Annotated in this window: 15 protein-coding genes; 12 read left to right on the forward strand and 3 right to left on the reverse strand. The window is 53.3% G+C overall.

Going from position 1 to position 15,021, the window contains the following annotated elements; genetic code table 11:
- Positions 1 to 12 precede the first annotated feature (12 nt).
- Positions 13 to 837, forward strand: a complete 825-nt coding sequence (gene cobB, locus HV127_RS18980) for a Sir2 family NAD+-dependent deacetylase (protein WP_182237913.1) — start codon at positions 13 to 15, stop codon at positions 835 to 837.
- Here cobB and HV127_RS18985 read toward each other — a convergent pair.
- Positions 834 to 1,892 (reverse strand): LacI family DNA-binding transcriptional regulator, encoded by a 1,059-nt coding sequence (locus HV127_RS18985; RefSeq protein ID WP_182237915.1) that lies wholly within the window; start codon positions 1,890 to 1,892, stop codon positions 834 to 836. The genes cobB and HV127_RS18985 overlap by 4 nt on opposite strands.
- Before the next feature lie 230 nt (positions 1,893 to 2,122).
- Here HV127_RS18985 and HV127_RS18990 point away from each other — a divergent pair, with 230 nt between their 5' ends.
- From HV127_RS18990 to alsE, 4 genes are read left to right on the forward strand one after another with little or no spacing between them, the layout of a single operon-like run.
- Complete coding sequence (locus tag HV127_RS18990) at positions 2,123 to 2,563, forward strand: PTS sugar transporter subunit IIA (RefSeq protein ID WP_182237917.1); 441 nt, start codon at positions 2,123 to 2,125, stop codon at positions 2,561 to 2,563.
- Positions 2,564 to 2,574: 11 nt separating this feature from the next.
- On the forward strand, positions 2,575 to 2,841 hold the full coding sequence (locus tag HV127_RS18995; protein ID WP_182237919.1) for a PTS sugar transporter subunit IIB: 267 nt from the start codon (positions 2,575 to 2,577) through the stop codon (positions 2,839 to 2,841).
- Positions 2,842 to 2,872: 31 nt separating this feature from the next.
- Positions 2,873 to 4,135 (forward strand): PTS ascorbate transporter subunit IIC, encoded by a 1,263-nt coding sequence (locus tag HV127_RS19000; protein WP_182237922.1) that lies wholly within the window; start codon positions 2,873 to 2,875, stop codon positions 4,133 to 4,135.
- A 22-nt stretch (positions 4,136 to 4,157) separates the two neighbouring features.
- Positions 4,158 to 4,835: a D-allulose 6-phosphate 3-epimerase gene (gene alsE / locus HV127_RS19005; RefSeq protein WP_182237924.1), complete on the forward strand. Its 678-nt coding sequence runs from the start codon at positions 4,158 to 4,160 to the stop codon at positions 4,833 to 4,835.
- Between the two features lie 262 nt (positions 4,836 to 5,097).
- Here the strand turns inward: alsE and HV127_RS19010 are convergent, their stop codons facing one another.
- Together HV127_RS19010 and HV127_RS19015 are read right to left on the reverse strand one after the other, a co-directional pair.
- Positions 5,098 to 6,060 (reverse strand): sugar-binding transcriptional regulator, encoded by a 963-nt coding sequence (locus HV127_RS19010; RefSeq protein WP_110277146.1) that lies wholly within the window; start codon positions 6,058 to 6,060, stop codon positions 5,098 to 5,100.
- 41 nt (positions 6,061 to 6,101) lie between these two features.
- Entirely contained in the window at positions 6,102 to 6,896 is a 795-nt protein-coding gene (locus HV127_RS19015; protein ID WP_182237927.1) for a triose-phosphate isomerase, read from the reverse strand.
- A 245-nt stretch (positions 6,897 to 7,141) separates the two neighbouring features.
- Here HV127_RS19015 and pdxA point away from each other — a divergent pair, with 245 nt between their 5' ends.
- The 7 genes from pdxA (at position 7,142) to tkt (ending at position 14,883) form a co-directional block, all read left to right on the forward strand.
- On the forward strand, positions 7,142 to 8,149 hold the full coding sequence (gene pdxA, locus HV127_RS19020) for a 4-hydroxythreonine-4-phosphate dehydrogenase PdxA (RefSeq protein WP_112216798.1): 1,008 nt from the start codon (positions 7,142 to 7,144) through the stop codon (positions 8,147 to 8,149).
- 35 nt (positions 8,150 to 8,184) lie between these two features.
- The gene (locus HV127_RS19025; RefSeq protein WP_182237929.1) at positions 8,185 to 9,903 is read left to right on the forward strand and encodes a four-carbon acid sugar kinase family protein; all 1,719 of its coding nucleotides are present in this window, start codon (positions 8,185 to 8,187) and stop codon (positions 9,901 to 9,903) included.
- Between the two features lie 92 nt (positions 9,904 to 9,995).
- A complete protein-coding gene (locus tag HV127_RS19030; protein WP_142461409.1) occupies positions 9,996 to 11,015 on the forward strand; it encodes a 2-keto-3-deoxygluconate permease in 1,020 nt (339 codons plus the stop codon).
- A 1-nt stretch (position 11,016) separates the two neighbouring features.
- A complete protein-coding gene (locus tag HV127_RS19035; protein WP_182237931.1) occupies positions 11,017 to 11,385 on the forward strand; it encodes a PTS glucitol/sorbitol transporter subunit IIA in 369 nt (122 codons plus the stop codon).
- A gap of 33 nt (positions 11,386 to 11,418) precedes the next feature.
- Positions 11,419 to 11,877 carry a ribose 5-phosphate isomerase B gene (gene rpiB, locus HV127_RS19040; RefSeq protein ID WP_110277152.1) on the forward strand — a complete coding sequence of 153 codons (459 nt, stop codon included), beginning with the start codon at positions 11,419 to 11,421 and terminating at the stop codon, positions 11,875 to 11,877.
- A 30-nt stretch (positions 11,878 to 11,907) separates the two neighbouring features.
- Positions 11,908 to 12,858, forward strand: a complete 951-nt coding sequence (gene tal, locus HV127_RS19045) for a transaldolase (protein ID WP_182237933.1) — start codon at positions 11,908 to 11,910, stop codon at positions 12,856 to 12,858.
- An 18-nt stretch (positions 12,859 to 12,876) separates the two neighbouring features.
- Positions 12,877 to 14,883, forward strand: coding sequence for a transketolase (gene tkt / locus HV127_RS19050; protein WP_182237935.1), 2,007 nt, complete (start codon positions 12,877 to 12,879; stop codon positions 14,881 to 14,883).
- Positions 14,884 to 15,021 lie beyond the last annotated feature (138 nt).

Genomic DNA, 15,021 nt, shown 5'->3' on the forward strand with positions numbered 1-15,021 from the left:
ACAGAGGTAGCTATGCAGTCGCGCCGCTTACATCGATTAAGCCGATTTCGCCGCAACAAACGTCGGTTACGTGACCGTCTGCGTCAGCGGATTTTCTTCGGTGATGATAAGGAGAACCCTGAGACGATGGAAAAACCAAGAGTCGTGGTGTTAACCGGCGCGGGCATTTCGGCGGAGTCGGGAATTAGAACTTTCCGCGCCGCCGATGGCCTGTGGGAAGAGCACCGGGTAGAAGACGTGGCGACGCCGGAAGGTTTCTCCCGTAATCCAGAGCTGGTGCAGTCGTTTTACAACGACCGTCGTCGGCAGCTGCTAAGCCCGGGCATCGTACCCAATGCGGCGCATCAGGCGCTGGCGCGGCTGGAAGAAGCTTTGGGTGATCATTTTCTGCTGGTTACTCAGAATATCGATAACCTGCACGAGCGTGCGGGTAATCATCGGGTGATACATATGCACGGTGAGCTGCTGAAAGTGCGCTGTTCGTGGAGCGGGCAGGTGCTGGAGTGGACCGGCGATGTGAAGACGGAAGACAAATGCCACTGCTGCCAGTTCCCCGCGCCGCTGCGCCCGCATGTCGTGTGGTTTGGTGAAATGCCGCTGGATATGGATGAAATCTACCTGGCGCTGGCCGAGTGCGATATTTTTATCGCCATCGGCACCTCCGGGCACGTTTATCCGGCGGCAGGGTTTGTTCATGAAGCGCGGCTACAGGGCGCGCATACGGTGGAGCTAAACCTTGAGCCAAGCCAGGTGGGCAGTGAATTTGCTGAAAAACACTATGGCCTGGCAAGCGCAGTCGTCCCGGAGTTTATCGACAAGCTGTTGAAGGGTTTTTAACGCTGCGGCTTTCTGCTGCTGGCGCGAACTTTCAGGCTGGAGGGCAGCTCAATGGCGCTCTCCAGCGTATTTCCTGCCAGCAAATCCAGCAGCGTTTTACCAGCAATCGTACCCGCTTCACTCCACGGAAACTCTACCGCAGTTAACGCAGGTGAGCAGACTGCCGCCAGCGTACCGCCGCTCAGGCTGGCCAGCGCCAGCGTATCCGGTACCTTAATCCCCGCGTTATGACAGGCCATAATACAGCCGCAGGCTAGTTCGTCTGAGGTACAGATCAGCGCATCCAGTTCGGGCCAGGTGATGCGAATATCGTTCAACAGATTGAAGCCGGTGGTGATCCCTGAAGGTAAATGCGGCGTCACTACCCGATGCGGAGAGTAGTTGATCGAAAGCATCCCGCTATTCCAGCCGCTCAATACCTGCCTGAACATCATGTTGTTCGACGCCGTACAGAGTAATCCGAGATTCTTATAGCCTGCCTGCGCCAGCGAAGTGACCAGTTTTTTTAATGCGGCGGAGTAGTCCACCCCAATGCTGACGCCGGTCGTCTCGTGGTTAATCGCGCCGATTTCTACCACCGGTATACCAGCATTTATCAGCATCTGCGCACAGCTATCGATGTTATCGATATTGAATTGAACGATCGCCGCCGGATTATAGGCCAACATCTGCTGAAAGGCCTTTTCCTCGCTTTGTCCGCCCTGGCCGGATTCGATAAACATCATCGTATAGCCTCGCGATGCGAGGACGGTTTGCAGCGTTTCTGAGGCGGCGATAACACCGGGCGATGAAAATGAGGGGACGACGCCCATCACCAGCGTTGAATCAGCAGAGGCCAGGCTGCGCGCCTGTAAATTGGGCACATAGCCGAGTTCGCTGACTGCGGCCTCAATGCGCGTGCGTAGTTCCGGGTTGACCTTTTCAGGCATGCGTAACGCGCGGGATACGGTCATGGTACTGACGCCCACCAGCTTTGCGACTTCCGCCAGCGTGATTTTGCCGGTGTTCTTTCTGCGTTTTTCTTTTGCGCCGTCATCCGCTTGTAACGTCTGCACTGATTTCCTCCTGTTTACCCAATCGCCCGGGCCTATTGTAAATGATGGCGGGCGACCAGGGCACTACTAATGCTCATTCCTACAGTCACCATCCGTATGGTTAACAAAGTTAGCGGTAACAAGTATTTTAACATTTTATCGTGTTAGCGCTAACTTTGAGATGCAGATCACGGTAAGCCACGAAAGTATTCCACTATAGTAGGCCCATATTGAAATAGAGCGAGGGATTTATGATTTCTACCTGGTTAACAGAAAAGAAGATTCAAATAGTGGATAGCGTTAGCGACTGGAAACAGGCCGTGGCTATTTCTGCGCAGCCACTGTTAGCTGATGAATCAATTAATGAACATTATATTGAAGCTATTTTTCGTAGTCATGAGGAATTAGGCCCGTATTATGTTCTGGCTCCCGGTCTGGCAATGCCTCATGCTCGTCCGGAGCAGGGTGCTAAAAAAATTGGATTATCTTTACTGCATATTAAAGAGGGTGTTTCTTTTGATGCTGATGAAAACGATCCTATCTATGTCGTGATTATGCTATGCGCAGTTTCTGGTGATGAGCACATCCGCATGATAACCGCCCTGGCGGAAATTTTCTGCGATGAGACACGTCTGGAAAGTCTGCTTAATGCATCGACGATTGAAGAAATTAACAGTGTTATCAATGAATAATGAGGTTGGTCATGAAAAAAATTCTGATTGTTTGCGGTAATGGTTTAGGCAGTAGCTTCATTGTAGAAATGAATGTCAAAAAAATCATTGCCGAGCTAGGCAAAGAGGCGGAGGTATCACATACCGATCTCACCTCGGCAAAAAGCGAATCTGCAGATATTATTTTGAGCGCTAAAGATATTGCTGAGCATCTGTCCGGACATTCCGCTCAGGTCTTTGGTTTAAATAATCTGCTGGATAATAACAAAATTAAAGAAATCCTGGTTGATAACCTTTAATTAATTCCTTGCGGCCCTACGGAGTCATTCTATGCTGCAGTTTATTATTCATGATGTGCTTGGCACACCAGCGATACTGGTCGGTCTTTTTTCTTTAATCGGTTTGTTATTACAGAAAAAAGCTATTTCTGATGTTATTTCCGGAACCCTAAAAACGATTATGGGTTTCGTGATATTAACATCCGGTGCGGCGATTATCGCCACCACGTTAACAACCTTCAGCCAGCTGTTTGAACACTCATTCCATATTCAGGGCGTGGTGCCCAACACCGATGCGATGGCCGCGCTGGCGCAGAAGAACTACGGTACGGCGACCGCGATGATTATGGTGCTGGGGATGCTGTTTAACATCGTGCTGGCACGCATTACCCCGCTGAAATATATCTTTTTGACCGGTCACCACACATTGTATATGTCGGCGATGCTGGCGGTAATCCTTTCCGTTGGCGGTCTGTCTCCTTTCTGGGTTGTTGCGCTCGGCGCGGTGATCCTCGGCGCAATGATGGTGGTTTCTCCGGCAATCCTGCAACCGTTTACCCGCAAAATTACCGGGACTGACGATCTGGCGCTGGGCCACTTTGGCTCCACTGGCTATCTGCTGTCGGCGCTGGTCGGCAAAGCGGTAGGCAAGGGCAGTCCGTCGATTGAAGAACTGAAGGTTCCTAAATCGCTGAACTTCCTGCGTGACTCATCGGTAGCCATCTCGCTGACCATGATGATTCTGTTCCTGATTCTGGTTCTGGTGGCAGGGAAATCGTTTGTTGAAACCAGCATCAGCGGTGGTCAGAACTTCATTATCTTCGCCATTATTCAGTCGCTGACCTTTGCCGCCGGGGTATGGATCATTCTTGCGGGTGTGCGCATGGTGATCGCCGAAATCGTCCCAGCCTTTAAAGGTATCGCCGATAAACTGGTTAAGGACGCTAAACCGGCGCTCGATTGCCCAACGGTATTCCCGTTCGCGCCGAATGCGGTCATCGTTGGCTTCTTATCAAGCTTTGCCGCCGGTCTGGTAAGCATGTTCCTGTGCCCGCTGTTTGGCCTGAGCGTAATAGTTCCCGGTCTGGTCCCGCATTTCTTCTGCGGCGCAACGGCGGGCGTGTACGGCAATATCTGCGGCGGTCGCCGTGGCGCCATCGCTGGCGCGTTTGCGCAAGGTTTACTGATTTCTTTCTTACCGGCCATTCTTCTGCCGCTGATGGGCGACCTGGGCTTTGCATCCACCACCTTCGGTGATGCGGATTTCGGCGTGGTCGGCATCGTGCTCGGACACGTTGTGGCCTGGTTTAATTAATTGATTTTTTTGGAGGTGGGGTATGGCAGCTAAATTTTCGCCCTCGTTGATGTGCATGGATTTAACCCAGTTCAGAGAGCAGATTACAGCGATGAACGGCAGAGCGGACTTCTATCACGTCGACATTATGGACGGCAACTACGTCAGAAACATCACGCTGTCGCCGTTCTTTATCGAGAATCTGAAAAAGATAACCGATGTGCCTGTTGATGTGCATTTGATGGTGAACCACCCGGAAGATATTATTCCGATGTGTCTTGAGGCAGGGGCGGACATTATCAGCTTCCATCCTGAGACGGCGAATAACAAAATCTTTCGTTTACTGAACCAGATTAAAGATGCAGGCCGCCGCTGTGGCGTGGTGCTGAACCCGGCGACGCCAGCGGAAGCTATTAAAGAGTACGCGCATCTGCTCGATAAAGTGACGGTGATGTCGGTGGATCCGGGTTATGCCGGGCAGAAATTTATCCCGGAATCGCTGAATAAGATTAAACAGCTGATTGCCATGCGCGAAGAGAACGGCTGGCATTATCTGACGGAGATCGATGGCTCCTGCAATGAGAAGACCTTCGGAGTGATAGCTCAAACAGGCGTTGATGTCTTTATCGTCGGCACATCCGGGCTATTTTCTCTGGCGGAAGACGTGGGAGATGCCTGGGATAATATGATGACTATCTTCGAGCGTGAGGTCAGCGCATAAAATTTACAGCATCCTCAATCGGCACGTAGATATACGTTTAAGCAGAGGTCTATTTAACCGGTCCGGCTTTCTGTTTTCCCGAATGGCAACAGTGGCGTTGAGGATGCTGTAACCCTTCTCTTTGCTTCCTGATATTCGTCGAGTTGCAGCCATAATGGTTTTGTTAGCCCCGGGGCGGGGAGGGCTACAGGGCTTGCGTTGTCGGGTAGCGCCGCACTCCGGGGAGTGCGATTATTGCTTAAGGGCGCCGCGGCGCCCTTTTTTATAACGCTTTCTGCATATTAATCACTGCCCGGGCATTTGATGCGCTGGTAGCCAGCACATCTATTACGCCGGTGCGCAGCGCGCCAAGAATGGCCGTTGATTTAGTGCTTTCCGAAGCAATAGCAATCACGCAGGGGATGGTGCGCAGTTGTTCAAGGCTTAGGCCAATAACCCGATCATTCATTACCGTATCAACCGGCGTGCCCTGAATATTGAAAAAGCTATAGCCCGCGAGATCGCCCACCACGCCCTGTTCCTGACGAGCGGTGGCTATCTCCTGCGGTGAGAACCAGCCCAGCTGCACCATAAAGCTGTTTTCGTTCATATCGCCGAGGCCAATAATGGCAACATCCGCCTTGCTGGCCTGTTCGAGCGTCGCTTTAATCAGCCGGTTTTGCATAAACGCAGAACGCAATTCCGGGGTTTCGACGTAGGCTGGAGCGTACAGCGTTTCGCTAAAGCCGTTAAATTTGCGCGCCAGGTTTCGACTGATGTGATCGGCATCGATCAGCTGGTTATCGCGCTTGGTTCCGCCGATACCGCAAATAAAGCGACAGTTGCGTTCCGGGAAAATCCCCACGTGGTTAGCGACGGCGGCGACGTTGCGCCCCTGGCCAACGGTCACGGTCATATCATTTTTGAGGATCCCGGCCAGATAGTTGCTGACCAGCGCCGCCACCTGCTGGCGCTGTTCATCCTCGTCATGATGGTCTAAGGCGATAAGCGCACGTTTGATCCCGAAATGAGAAATAAACTGCTGCTCTATCTGCGAGCTGAAGACCGGATGATATTTCACGCTGATCTCGACAATCCCTTCGTGACGGGCTTTCTTCAGCAAACGACCGACCTTAATGCGCGAGATACCAAAGCGCTTTGCAATCTCTTCCTGGGTTTGTTCCTGATCGTAATAAGCCACGGCAATTTCTGTCAGCAGCGCATAATCTGAGTCTTGTTCAGTCATAGTTATCGCCTGGTGTTTCCATCTTTGATGTCTCCTTAATACTACTGCGCCTGAAGAATAAATTCCTCTGTAACGCGTTGAACAATGTCGCAATAGCCGTTGGCATCCCATGCCGAACGACCAATAAACAGCCCATTGATATCATCCTGAAGGAGTAGTTCTACGGCATTTTGCCGATTGACGCTACCGCCGTACAACAGGGGAATGCGCTGCCCGGCCTCTGTGCCAAAGGTTTCGCATAACGCCTGGCGCAGTGCCCGGTGGATCTCTGCGGCCTGTTCCGGCGTCGCTGGGGTACCGTGTTCGCCAATGGCCCATACCGGCTCGTAGGCGACCAGAGTTTGTAAAACCTGTTCTTCGCTCAAACCATACAGGGCGATTTTCATCTGTCGTACCACGGTTTCTCGCGATACCTGCCAGCGCTTCTCGTCGGCGCTGTCGCCAATGCAGATAAGCGGCCGCAAACCGTGGCGCAGGGCGCTATGCACCTTTTGGTTAATGGCGGCATCGGTTTCATTAAATGCGCCCCGGCGTTCAGAATGGCCAAGTTCGACCAGGGTTGCGCCGGTTTCAGCCAGCATGGCGGCGGAAATTTCACCTGTCCAGGCGCCGTTTTCCGCTTCATGCATGTTCTGTGCCCCGGTCAGACAAGGGATTTGGTGCTGCTGGAGATACTGACTAACCGGATGAATAGCGGTAAAGGGAGGGATAACAAACGGCTGAATTTTCGGATGTAAAACCTCCGGTAGCCGCTCTGTCAGCGTTTCACACCAGGCCATGGCCTGAGACAACGGCTTGTTCATTTTCCAGCTGGTTCCTAACCAGATTTGTTCCATTTTTATTCTCCATAATAGATAAATCAATAGATTGTAGTGAAAGTGAGTTCGCGTAGTAGTGAGATTGAACTTTTTATCACTATGTGAACATATGTTAGATCACATTTTTTTATAAAATAAATCTATGGATTTTTTTATGTGATCTAAATCACTAATAACCTCTCAATCATCAGGTAATGTTCTGACCATATGATTCATCATTGAACATATGAACAAAAACTGATTTCCACTACGAGAGGTCCACGATGTCACAAGAGAAAAAACCCGTTGTCGCACTTACCATTGGCGATCCTGCTGGAATTGGCCCAGAGATTTCAGTCGCGACGATGATGGAAAAAAGCGTCTACGACGAGTGCAAACCTTTTTTAATTGGTTCAGTGCCTATTATCGCCAGAGCGATGAAGATCATGGGATGTGATTTCCCGATAAACAAAATTACCCATCCGCAGGAAGCTCGCTTTAGCTGGGGTACGCTGGATGTCCTGGAAACCGGTGATTACGACTGCGAGAGTATTGAATGGGGGAAAGTACAGAAGCTGGCGGGACAAATGTCGCTGGACTATGTCCTGAAATCTATCGAGCTGGGCAAAGCGGGCCTGATCGATGTGGTCTCTACCGCGCCCATTCATAAAGAAGCTATCAAGCTGGCGGGATGTAAATTACCGGGCCATACCGAAATCTATCAGGTTGAAACCAATTCGGATTACGGCCTGACGATGTTCCACGTCCACAATCTGCGCGTGTTTTTTGTCAGCCGCCATATGGCGCTGAAAGATGCCTGCGATTACGCCAATAAAGAGCGCGTGCTGGCTTGCGTACAGCAAATCCACCATGAGTTCACTGCGCTGAATATCCAGAACCCGCGCATTGCGGTGGCCGCACTGAATCCGCACGGTTCAGATAACGGTCTGTTTGGTCATGAAGAAGCCGATAACCTGATCCCGGCGGTTAAAGCGGCGCAGGACATGGGCATTAACGCCATCGGCCCGGTACCGGCAGATTCCGTTTTCCATCTTGGCAAGCTGGGCCGCTATGACGCCATCCTCTCTCTTTATCACGATCAGGGGCATATCGCCTGTAAAACCCTCGATTTTGAACGTTCCGTGACCATCACGTTCGGTTTGCCGTTTATGCGTAGCTCTGTCGATCACGGGACGGCGTTTGACATTGCAGGCACGGGTAAAGCGGGCACCGTCAGCATGCTGGAATCCACCATGGCTGCGGCGCGCTACTGGAAAATGAAAAACCACTAATCGCTGACGTTCATGCGAAGCAAAAGGGCAGAGAAATGGAAAAACATCTGTTGATTAGCAAGGGCAGTAAGGGCTGGGGTGGGCCGCTGACCATTAATATTAGCCAGGCGAAAAAGATTGCTTATATTACCGGGGGGATTTGTCCCCCGGTAGTTGAACGCCTGAGCGAGCTTACCGGCTGGCCGTCCGTTGATGTCTTTAAAAACGGCGAGCCGCCGGAAGAGGAAATTGGTCTGATGGTTATCGACTGCGGCGGCACGCTGCGCTGCGGTCTCTATCCCAAACGCGGTATTCCGACGATTAACCTGCATCCAACCGGCAAAAGCGGCCCGCTGGCGGAGTTTATTCACGAAGGAATATACGTTTCCGGCGTCACGCCAGCCTGTATCGAAATGGTCTGGCCGCAAGGAGAAGGCGGTAAGCTGGGCATCGTCGCCGACGACCTGACCGGTGCGACCACCGTTGGGGTACTGCTGGCGCGCAGCGGCTTGAAAACCGCCGCCTTTTTCGATACCGAATCTTTCGCCCGCAACGAAGTAGAGTATCCGGCGATGGTGGTTAGTAGCGACAGCCGTCCACTGCCGAAAGCGGAAGCTCAGCATCAGGTTAGCGCCGCGGTGAAGCAGCTGCAGGCGCGTGGGGCGCACTACTTTACCAAACGTATTGATACCACTCTGCGCGGCGGTATTGGTTTTGAAATCGACGCTATGCTGGAACAGCTGCCGCTGGAAACGGTTGCCGTAGTGGTCCCCGCGATGCCGCAGTCGCGCCGTATTCTGGTTGGCGGCTACTCGGTGATTGACTCCGTTGCGCTCTCGCGTACCGATGTGGCTCGCGATGTGCGTACTCCGGTGACCGAGTCGTGGGTTCCGGGGCTGTTGGCGGCGCAAACCCATCATCAGGTCGGGCATATCGCGCTGGCTTCGGTGATGAAAGGCGAGGGGCAGATTCAGCAGGATCTCCAGGAACAGCAGCAGCGCGGTGTGCGGGTCATCGTGGTCGATGCGATTACGGTTGAGGATGTCGACGCGATTGCCGGGGCGGTGGTTTCGCTGAACTGGAACGTGCTGGCGGTCGATCCGGGTCCATTTACCGAGCGGCTGGCGGTGCGTCGCGGCCTGATGCGGGAAGCGCGCAACAGCGCGTCAACGACCGCGGCAGCGGAAAACCCGCGCGGCTCGATCCTGGTCGTCGCCGGGAGCGCAACGCCGGTGACCAAAAGGCAACTCCAGCATCTGATCGCCAATGATGAAAGGGTTTGCCATATCCCAGTCGATGCCGAGCTGCTGGTCGACAAGAAAAATGCCGCTGAGATCGAAGTCAATCGCGTGGTTCAGCATGCGCGGCAGTGCGTACCGGCACAGCAGAACGCGCTGTTTGTTTTTGAATCTGCGTTAACCGGACGGTTATTGAATCTTCAGGAAGAAGAGCAGCGATTTGGCCTGGCGCACGGTCAGGCTGCGGAAAATATTAACCAGGGATTGGGGAGTATCGTGCGTGAAGTGCTTAACTGCGCATCGGGTGAAATTAAAGGTCTGTATATGACCGGCGGTGACACCATGGTGAATGTGCTGAAGGAACTCGGTGCTACCGGTATTGAAATGATTGACTATGTGATACCGCAAACCGATATGGTGCGTATTATCGGGGGCGATTATGCCGGGTTGATTTGCGTCGGCAAAGGAGGTTTAACCGGGCCGGAGGATATTATTAGTACCATTGTCGATAGAATTTATAAAGAATCACAGCAATAACCCAAAAGTCATATAACTAAAAAACGGCGTAATGGTCGTACGGGTAGTATTGCGTCGTTATCTCTGTTAAATCATAATTTATGAGTTACCCTATGAACATAAATATACTTGAGAAAATGAATAAGGTGCCAGGCGGTTTAATTATTATACCGTTGCTCGCGGCGATTCTTATTAATACCTTTGCTCCTGAAGTTCTGGGCATCGGCGGCCCGACGACCGCATTATTTAAAGTCGGTTCCAGCGCGATGATGGGCATTTTTCTGCTTATTTGTGGCACATCGATTAATATCCGCCAGGCCGGGCTGCCACTCTATAAAGGCGCGGTGCTGTTGTTCCTTAAATGCCTTGCCGGTGCGCTGGCCGTATGGGCCGCTGGGGCGATGTTTGGCCCTAATGGTTTTCTTGGCATCTCGACGCTGGCGCTGATTGCCTGCTTAACCAGCTCCAATAGCTCGCTGTATATCGCGCTGTGCAGCAACTACGGCGATGCCAGCGATGCCGGAGCTATTTCCGTCTTCTGCGTCAAAGATGGTCCGTTCGTGACCATGATGGTACTGGGCGTCAGCGGGTTGGCTAATATCCCGTTCGCCGCGCTGCTGTCGATGCTGATCCCTTTGCTGATTGGCATGCTGTGGGGCAACCTTGATGAGCGCTTCAAGCAGCTGTGCGCCGCCGCTCAACCGCTGATCATCATTATTATGTCGTTTGCTATCGGCGCAAACTCCAGTATCAATACGGTCTTTACCGCCGGTTTGTCCGGGATCTTACTGGGTATTATCTCCGCGATAACCGGCATTGTGTTCTACTTTATCTACAACTTGTTTCTGAAGAAGAAAACTGCGCTGGGTGCCGCGTTGGGGACGACTGCCGCCAGTTCGGCGCTGACCCCGGCGATGGTGGCTCAGGCTGACCCTTCTTTGGCGATGTACGTTGATGCCGCCACCGCACAGCTGGCGACGGCAAGCATTATCACCATGATCACCGCACCGATTCTGGTGGCCTGGTTCGATAAACGCCTGAAAAAGCGAGCCCCGGCCGTTGAACCGGTAAAAAAAGAAGAGAGTGAAGAGAAGGTGGCATTATCTTCTCATGCCGCAAAAGGAAACAAATAATATGACCGTGCCGTTGTATTCATTACTTATCACGGCTGTTGGGGAATATGTCGAAAACTACCTGCTGGAGCAGAAACTGATTTTATTCTCAGATTCCGTTTCTGACGATATTGCGATGTATTGCGCCGTACACCAGGGCAGTGAGCTGACGGCTGAACTGTCACCCGGGCAGATAATGAAAATAAATGAGACTATTTATCGGGTGACTGCGGTGGGCAGTGTTGCAACGGCAAATTTAAAACAGCTTGGTCATATTACATTAAATTTTGATGGCGCTATAACTGCTGAATTACCAGGGACGGTACATCTTTGTGGCAAAGCACCACAATATATCCAAACTGGCGACCGAATTTCTTTCTATAAAATCTGAATTAAGACGTACTGTTAAATTAAGGAAACTACCATGAAAACAATCGCTATTGGTGCGGATGATGCCGCCTATGCTTTCCGCGACGCTATCGTCGCTTATCTGAATGGGCAGGGAATTAACGTCGCGGATTACAGCAGCGATAAACGCCAGGGCAGTACGGTCTATCCGGACGTTGCCCATGCGGTGGCGATGTCGATTAAGCAGGGCGAGCACGATCGCGGCATTTTAATTTGCGGCACCGGTATTGGGATGAGCATTGTGGCGAATAAAGTGCCGGGTGTTCGTGCAGCCCAGTGCCACGATACCTTCTCCGCCGAACGGGCGCGCAAAAGTAATAATGCGCAGATTATTACCCTTGGGGCTCGCGTGATTGGCCCGGAGCTGGGCAAAAAAATTATTCAGGCATGGCTTGAATCCGAATATGAAGGCGGCGGCTCTGCATCGAAAGTAGAGCGTATCGATTATTACGAACACCAGCACGCCAGAGATTAATATCCGCAGTCGTAATATAAGGAACAGACTATGAGCCAGTTAGACGAGCTGAAAAAATACACCACGGTTGTCGCCGATACCGGTGATATTGAATCGATTAAAAAATTTGCCCCGCAGGATGCCACGACTAACCCTTCACTGGTGCTCAAGGCCGCACAGCTGCCGCAGTATCAGGCGCTGATTGCCGACGCTATCGGCAAAGCTCGCCAGCAGGGCGGCAGCGCACAAACGCAGCTGATTAACGCCTGCGACCAGGTGGCGGTGGATATCGGTAGCGAAGTGCTGCGCCACGTGCCGGGGCGTATCTCGACAGAAGTCGATGCCCGATTTGCCTGGGATCGCGGGATGTGCGTGTCGAAAGCACGCAAACTTATCCAGATGTACGAAAAGAACGGCATTGGGCCGGAGCGTATCCTTATCAAACTTGCCGCCACCTGGGAGGGCATTCGCGCTGCTGAAGAGCTGGAGCAGAGCGGCATCAACTGCAACCTGACCCTGCTGTTCTCTTTTGCTCAAGCACGGGCTTGTGCCGAAGCGGGCGTCTTTTTAATCTCGCCGTTTGTCGGGCGTATTTACGACTGGTATCAGAAAAATCAGCCGCAGGCGGAGTATCAGGTGGACAGCGACCCGGGCGTGGTTTCCGTGCGCCAGATTTATCAGTACTACAAGTCCCACGGCTACGACACCGTGGTAATGGGGGCCAGCTTCCGCCGCATTGAGCAGATCCAGGCGCTGGCAGGCTGCGACCGTCTAACTATCTCTCCGGCGCTGCTTGATGAACTGGCCGCCAGCGAATGTACCCTGACCCGTCAGCTGGTGCCAGGCAACGTGACGGAAACCCGCCCCAGCCCGATGACCCCGGCGGAGTTCCTCTGGTTGCATAATCAGGACCCCATGGCAGTGGATAAACTGGCGGAAGGGATCCGGTTGTTCGCGGTCGACCAGGTCAAACTGGAAAATCAGATTCAGCAGATGCTGTAAGGCGTGGGGAATATCCTGATGAACACAACCAATAATACCCGCCGCCTGTGCGCCAATGCGCTGCGTGCGCTGAGCATGGACGCGGTGCAGAAGGCAAACTCCGGCCACCCCGGGGCGCCGATGGGGATGGCGGATATTGCGGAGGTCCTGTGGCGGGACTTCCTGCGGCATAACCCGAGCAACCCGGCATGGGCCGATCGTGACCGCTTTATTCTCTCCAACGGTCACGGCTCGATGCTGATTTACAGCCTGCTGCATCTGACGGGCTACGATGTTTCGCTGAACGATTTGCAGAGTTTCCGCCAGCTGCACTCTAAAACGCCGGGCCACCCGGAAGTGGGTTACACCCCGGGTGTTGAAACCACCACCGGCCCGCTGGGGCAGGGGATTGCCAATGCGGTAGGTATGGCGATTGCGGAGAAAACCCTGTCTGCGCAGTTCAACCGCCCGGGCCACGACATTGTTGACCACTTTACGTACGTCTTTATGGGCGACGGCTGCATGATGGAAGGTATCTCTCACGAGGTATGCTCCCTGGCCGGTACCCTGAAACTGGGCAAGCTGGTGGCGTTCTATGACGACAACGGCATCTCCATCGACGGTCACGTTGAAGGCTGGTTCACCGACGACACCGCGAAGCGTTTTGAAGCCTACGGCTGGCACGTTGTTCGTGGCGTGGACGGTCACGATGCTGAGGCGATTAAACGCGCAGTGGAAGAAGCACGTGCAGTTACTGACAAACCGTCTCTGCTGATGTGCAAAACCATCATCGGTTTTGGTTCGCCGAACAAACAGGGCTCCCATGATTCCCACGGCGCGCCGCTGGGCGACGCGGAAATCGCGCTGACCCGTGAAGCGCTCGGCTGGAAGCACCCGGCCTTTGAAATCCCGTCTGATATCTATGCGCAGTGGGATGCGAAAGAAGCCGGTCAGGCAAAAGAGTCCGTCTGGAACGAGAAGTTTGCGGCATACGCGAAAGCCTTCCCGCAGGAAGCGGCAGAATTCACCCGTCGTATGAAAGGCGATATGCCGTCTGACTTCGATGCGAAAGCGAATGAGTTCATCGCTAAGCTGCAGGCGAATCCGGCGAAAATCGCCAGCCGTAAAGCATCCCAGAATGCGATCGAAGCTTTCGGTCCGTTGCTGCCTGAATTCCTCGGCGGCTCCGCTGACCTGGCACCGTCTAACCTGACCATCTGGTCCGGCTCTAAAGCCATCAACGAAGACGCCGTCGGTAACTACATCCATTACGGCGTGCGCGAATTCGGCATGACCGCGATTGCCAACGGTATCTCGCTGCACGGCGGTTTCCTGCCGTACACCTCCACCTTCCTGATGTTCGTCGAATACGCCCGTAACGCGGTGCGTATGGCGGCTCTCATGAAGCAGCGTCAGGTGATGGTCTATACCCACGACTCCATCGGTCTGGGCGAAGATGGCCCGACTCACCAGCCGGTTGAGCAGGTTGCTTCCCTGCGCGTCACGCCAAACATGTCCACATGGCGTCCGTGTGACCAGGTTGAATCCGCTATCGCGTGGAAATACGGCGTTGAGCGTCAGGACGGCCCGACCGCGCTGATTCTGTCCCGTCAGAACCTGGCGCAGCAGGAGCGTACCGAAGAGCAGCTGGCGAACGTCGCCCGCGGCGGTTACGTGCTGAAAGAGTGCGCGGGCTCGCAGCCAGAGCTGATTTTCATCGCCACCGGTTCAGAAGTAGAGCTGGCGGTAGCTGCTTACGAAAAACTGACTGCCGAAGGCGTGAAGGCGCGCGTGGTTTCCATGCCGTCTACCGACGCGTTCGACAAGCAGGATGCGGCTTACCGTGAAGCCGTGCTGCCGAAAGCAGTCTCTGCTCGCGTAGCCGTTGAAGCGGGCATCGCTGACTACTGGTTCAAATACGTGGGCCTGAACGGCGCTATCGTCGGTATGACTACCTTCGGCGAATCTGCTCCGGCTGAGCTGCTGTTTGAAGAGTTTGGCTTCACTGTCGACAACGTGGTCGCGAAGGCGAAAGCACTGTTGTAGTCCACCTCTCCCGGGCTACAGGGCCTACGTGGTCGGGTAGCCCGGGCAGGTGCGCAGCACCGCCTTCGGGAGCTTTTAATACTGTTTTGCTTCACAAAAAAGTAACATTGTGACTAACGAGGCATTATCAAATATTCA

Origin of the sequence: Klebsiella sp. RHBSTW-00215 (genome assembly GCF_014103785.1) — a bacterium.
In the GTDB taxonomy this organism is placed as follows: Bacteria; Pseudomonadota; Gammaproteobacteria; order Enterobacterales; family Enterobacteriaceae; genus Klebsiella.

Excerpts from the sequence above, each read along its gene's own strand:
- cobB (WP_182237913.1), top strand. The coding sequence starts at position 13 with ATGCAGTCGCGCCGCTTACATCGATTAAGCCGATTTCGCCGCAACAAA.
- HV127_RS18990 (WP_182237917.1), top strand. The coding sequence starts at position 2,123 with ATGATTTCTACCTGGTTAACAGAAAAGAAGATTCAAATAGTGGATAGC.
- HV127_RS18995 (WP_182237919.1), top strand. The coding sequence starts at position 2,575 with ATGAAAAAAATTCTGATTGTTTGCGGTAATGGTTTAGGCAGTAGCTTC.
- HV127_RS19000 (WP_182237922.1), top strand. The coding sequence starts at position 2,873 with ATGCTGCAGTTTATTATTCATGATGTGCTTGGCACACCAGCGATACTG.
- alsE (WP_182237924.1), top strand. The coding sequence starts at position 4,158 with ATGGCAGCTAAATTTTCGCCCTCGTTGATGTGCATGGATTTAACCCAG.
- HV127_RS19010 (WP_110277146.1), bottom strand. The coding sequence starts at position 6,060 with ATGACTGAACAAGACTCAGATTATGCGCTGCTGACAGAAATTGCCGTG.
- HV127_RS19015 (WP_182237927.1), bottom strand. The coding sequence starts at position 6,896 with ATGGAACAAATCTGGTTAGGAACCAGCTGGAAAATGAACAAGCCGTTG.
- pdxA (WP_112216798.1), top strand. The coding sequence starts at position 7,142 with ATGTCACAAGAGAAAAAACCCGTTGTCGCACTTACCATTGGCGATCCT.
- HV127_RS19025 (WP_182237929.1), top strand. The coding sequence starts at position 8,185 with ATGGAAAAACATCTGTTGATTAGCAAGGGCAGTAAGGGCTGGGGTGGG.
- HV127_RS19030 (WP_142461409.1), top strand. The coding sequence starts at position 9,996 with ATGAACATAAATATACTTGAGAAAATGAATAAGGTGCCAGGCGGTTTA.
- HV127_RS19035 (WP_182237931.1), top strand. The coding sequence starts at position 11,017 with ATGACCGTGCCGTTGTATTCATTACTTATCACGGCTGTTGGGGAATAT.
- rpiB (WP_110277152.1), top strand. The coding sequence starts at position 11,419 with ATGAAAACAATCGCTATTGGTGCGGATGATGCCGCCTATGCTTTCCGC.
- tal (WP_182237933.1), top strand. The coding sequence starts at position 11,908 with ATGAGCCAGTTAGACGAGCTGAAAAAATACACCACGGTTGTCGCCGAT.
- tkt (WP_182237935.1), top strand. The coding sequence starts at position 12,877 with ATGAACACAACCAATAATACCCGCCGCCTGTGCGCCAATGCGCTGCGT.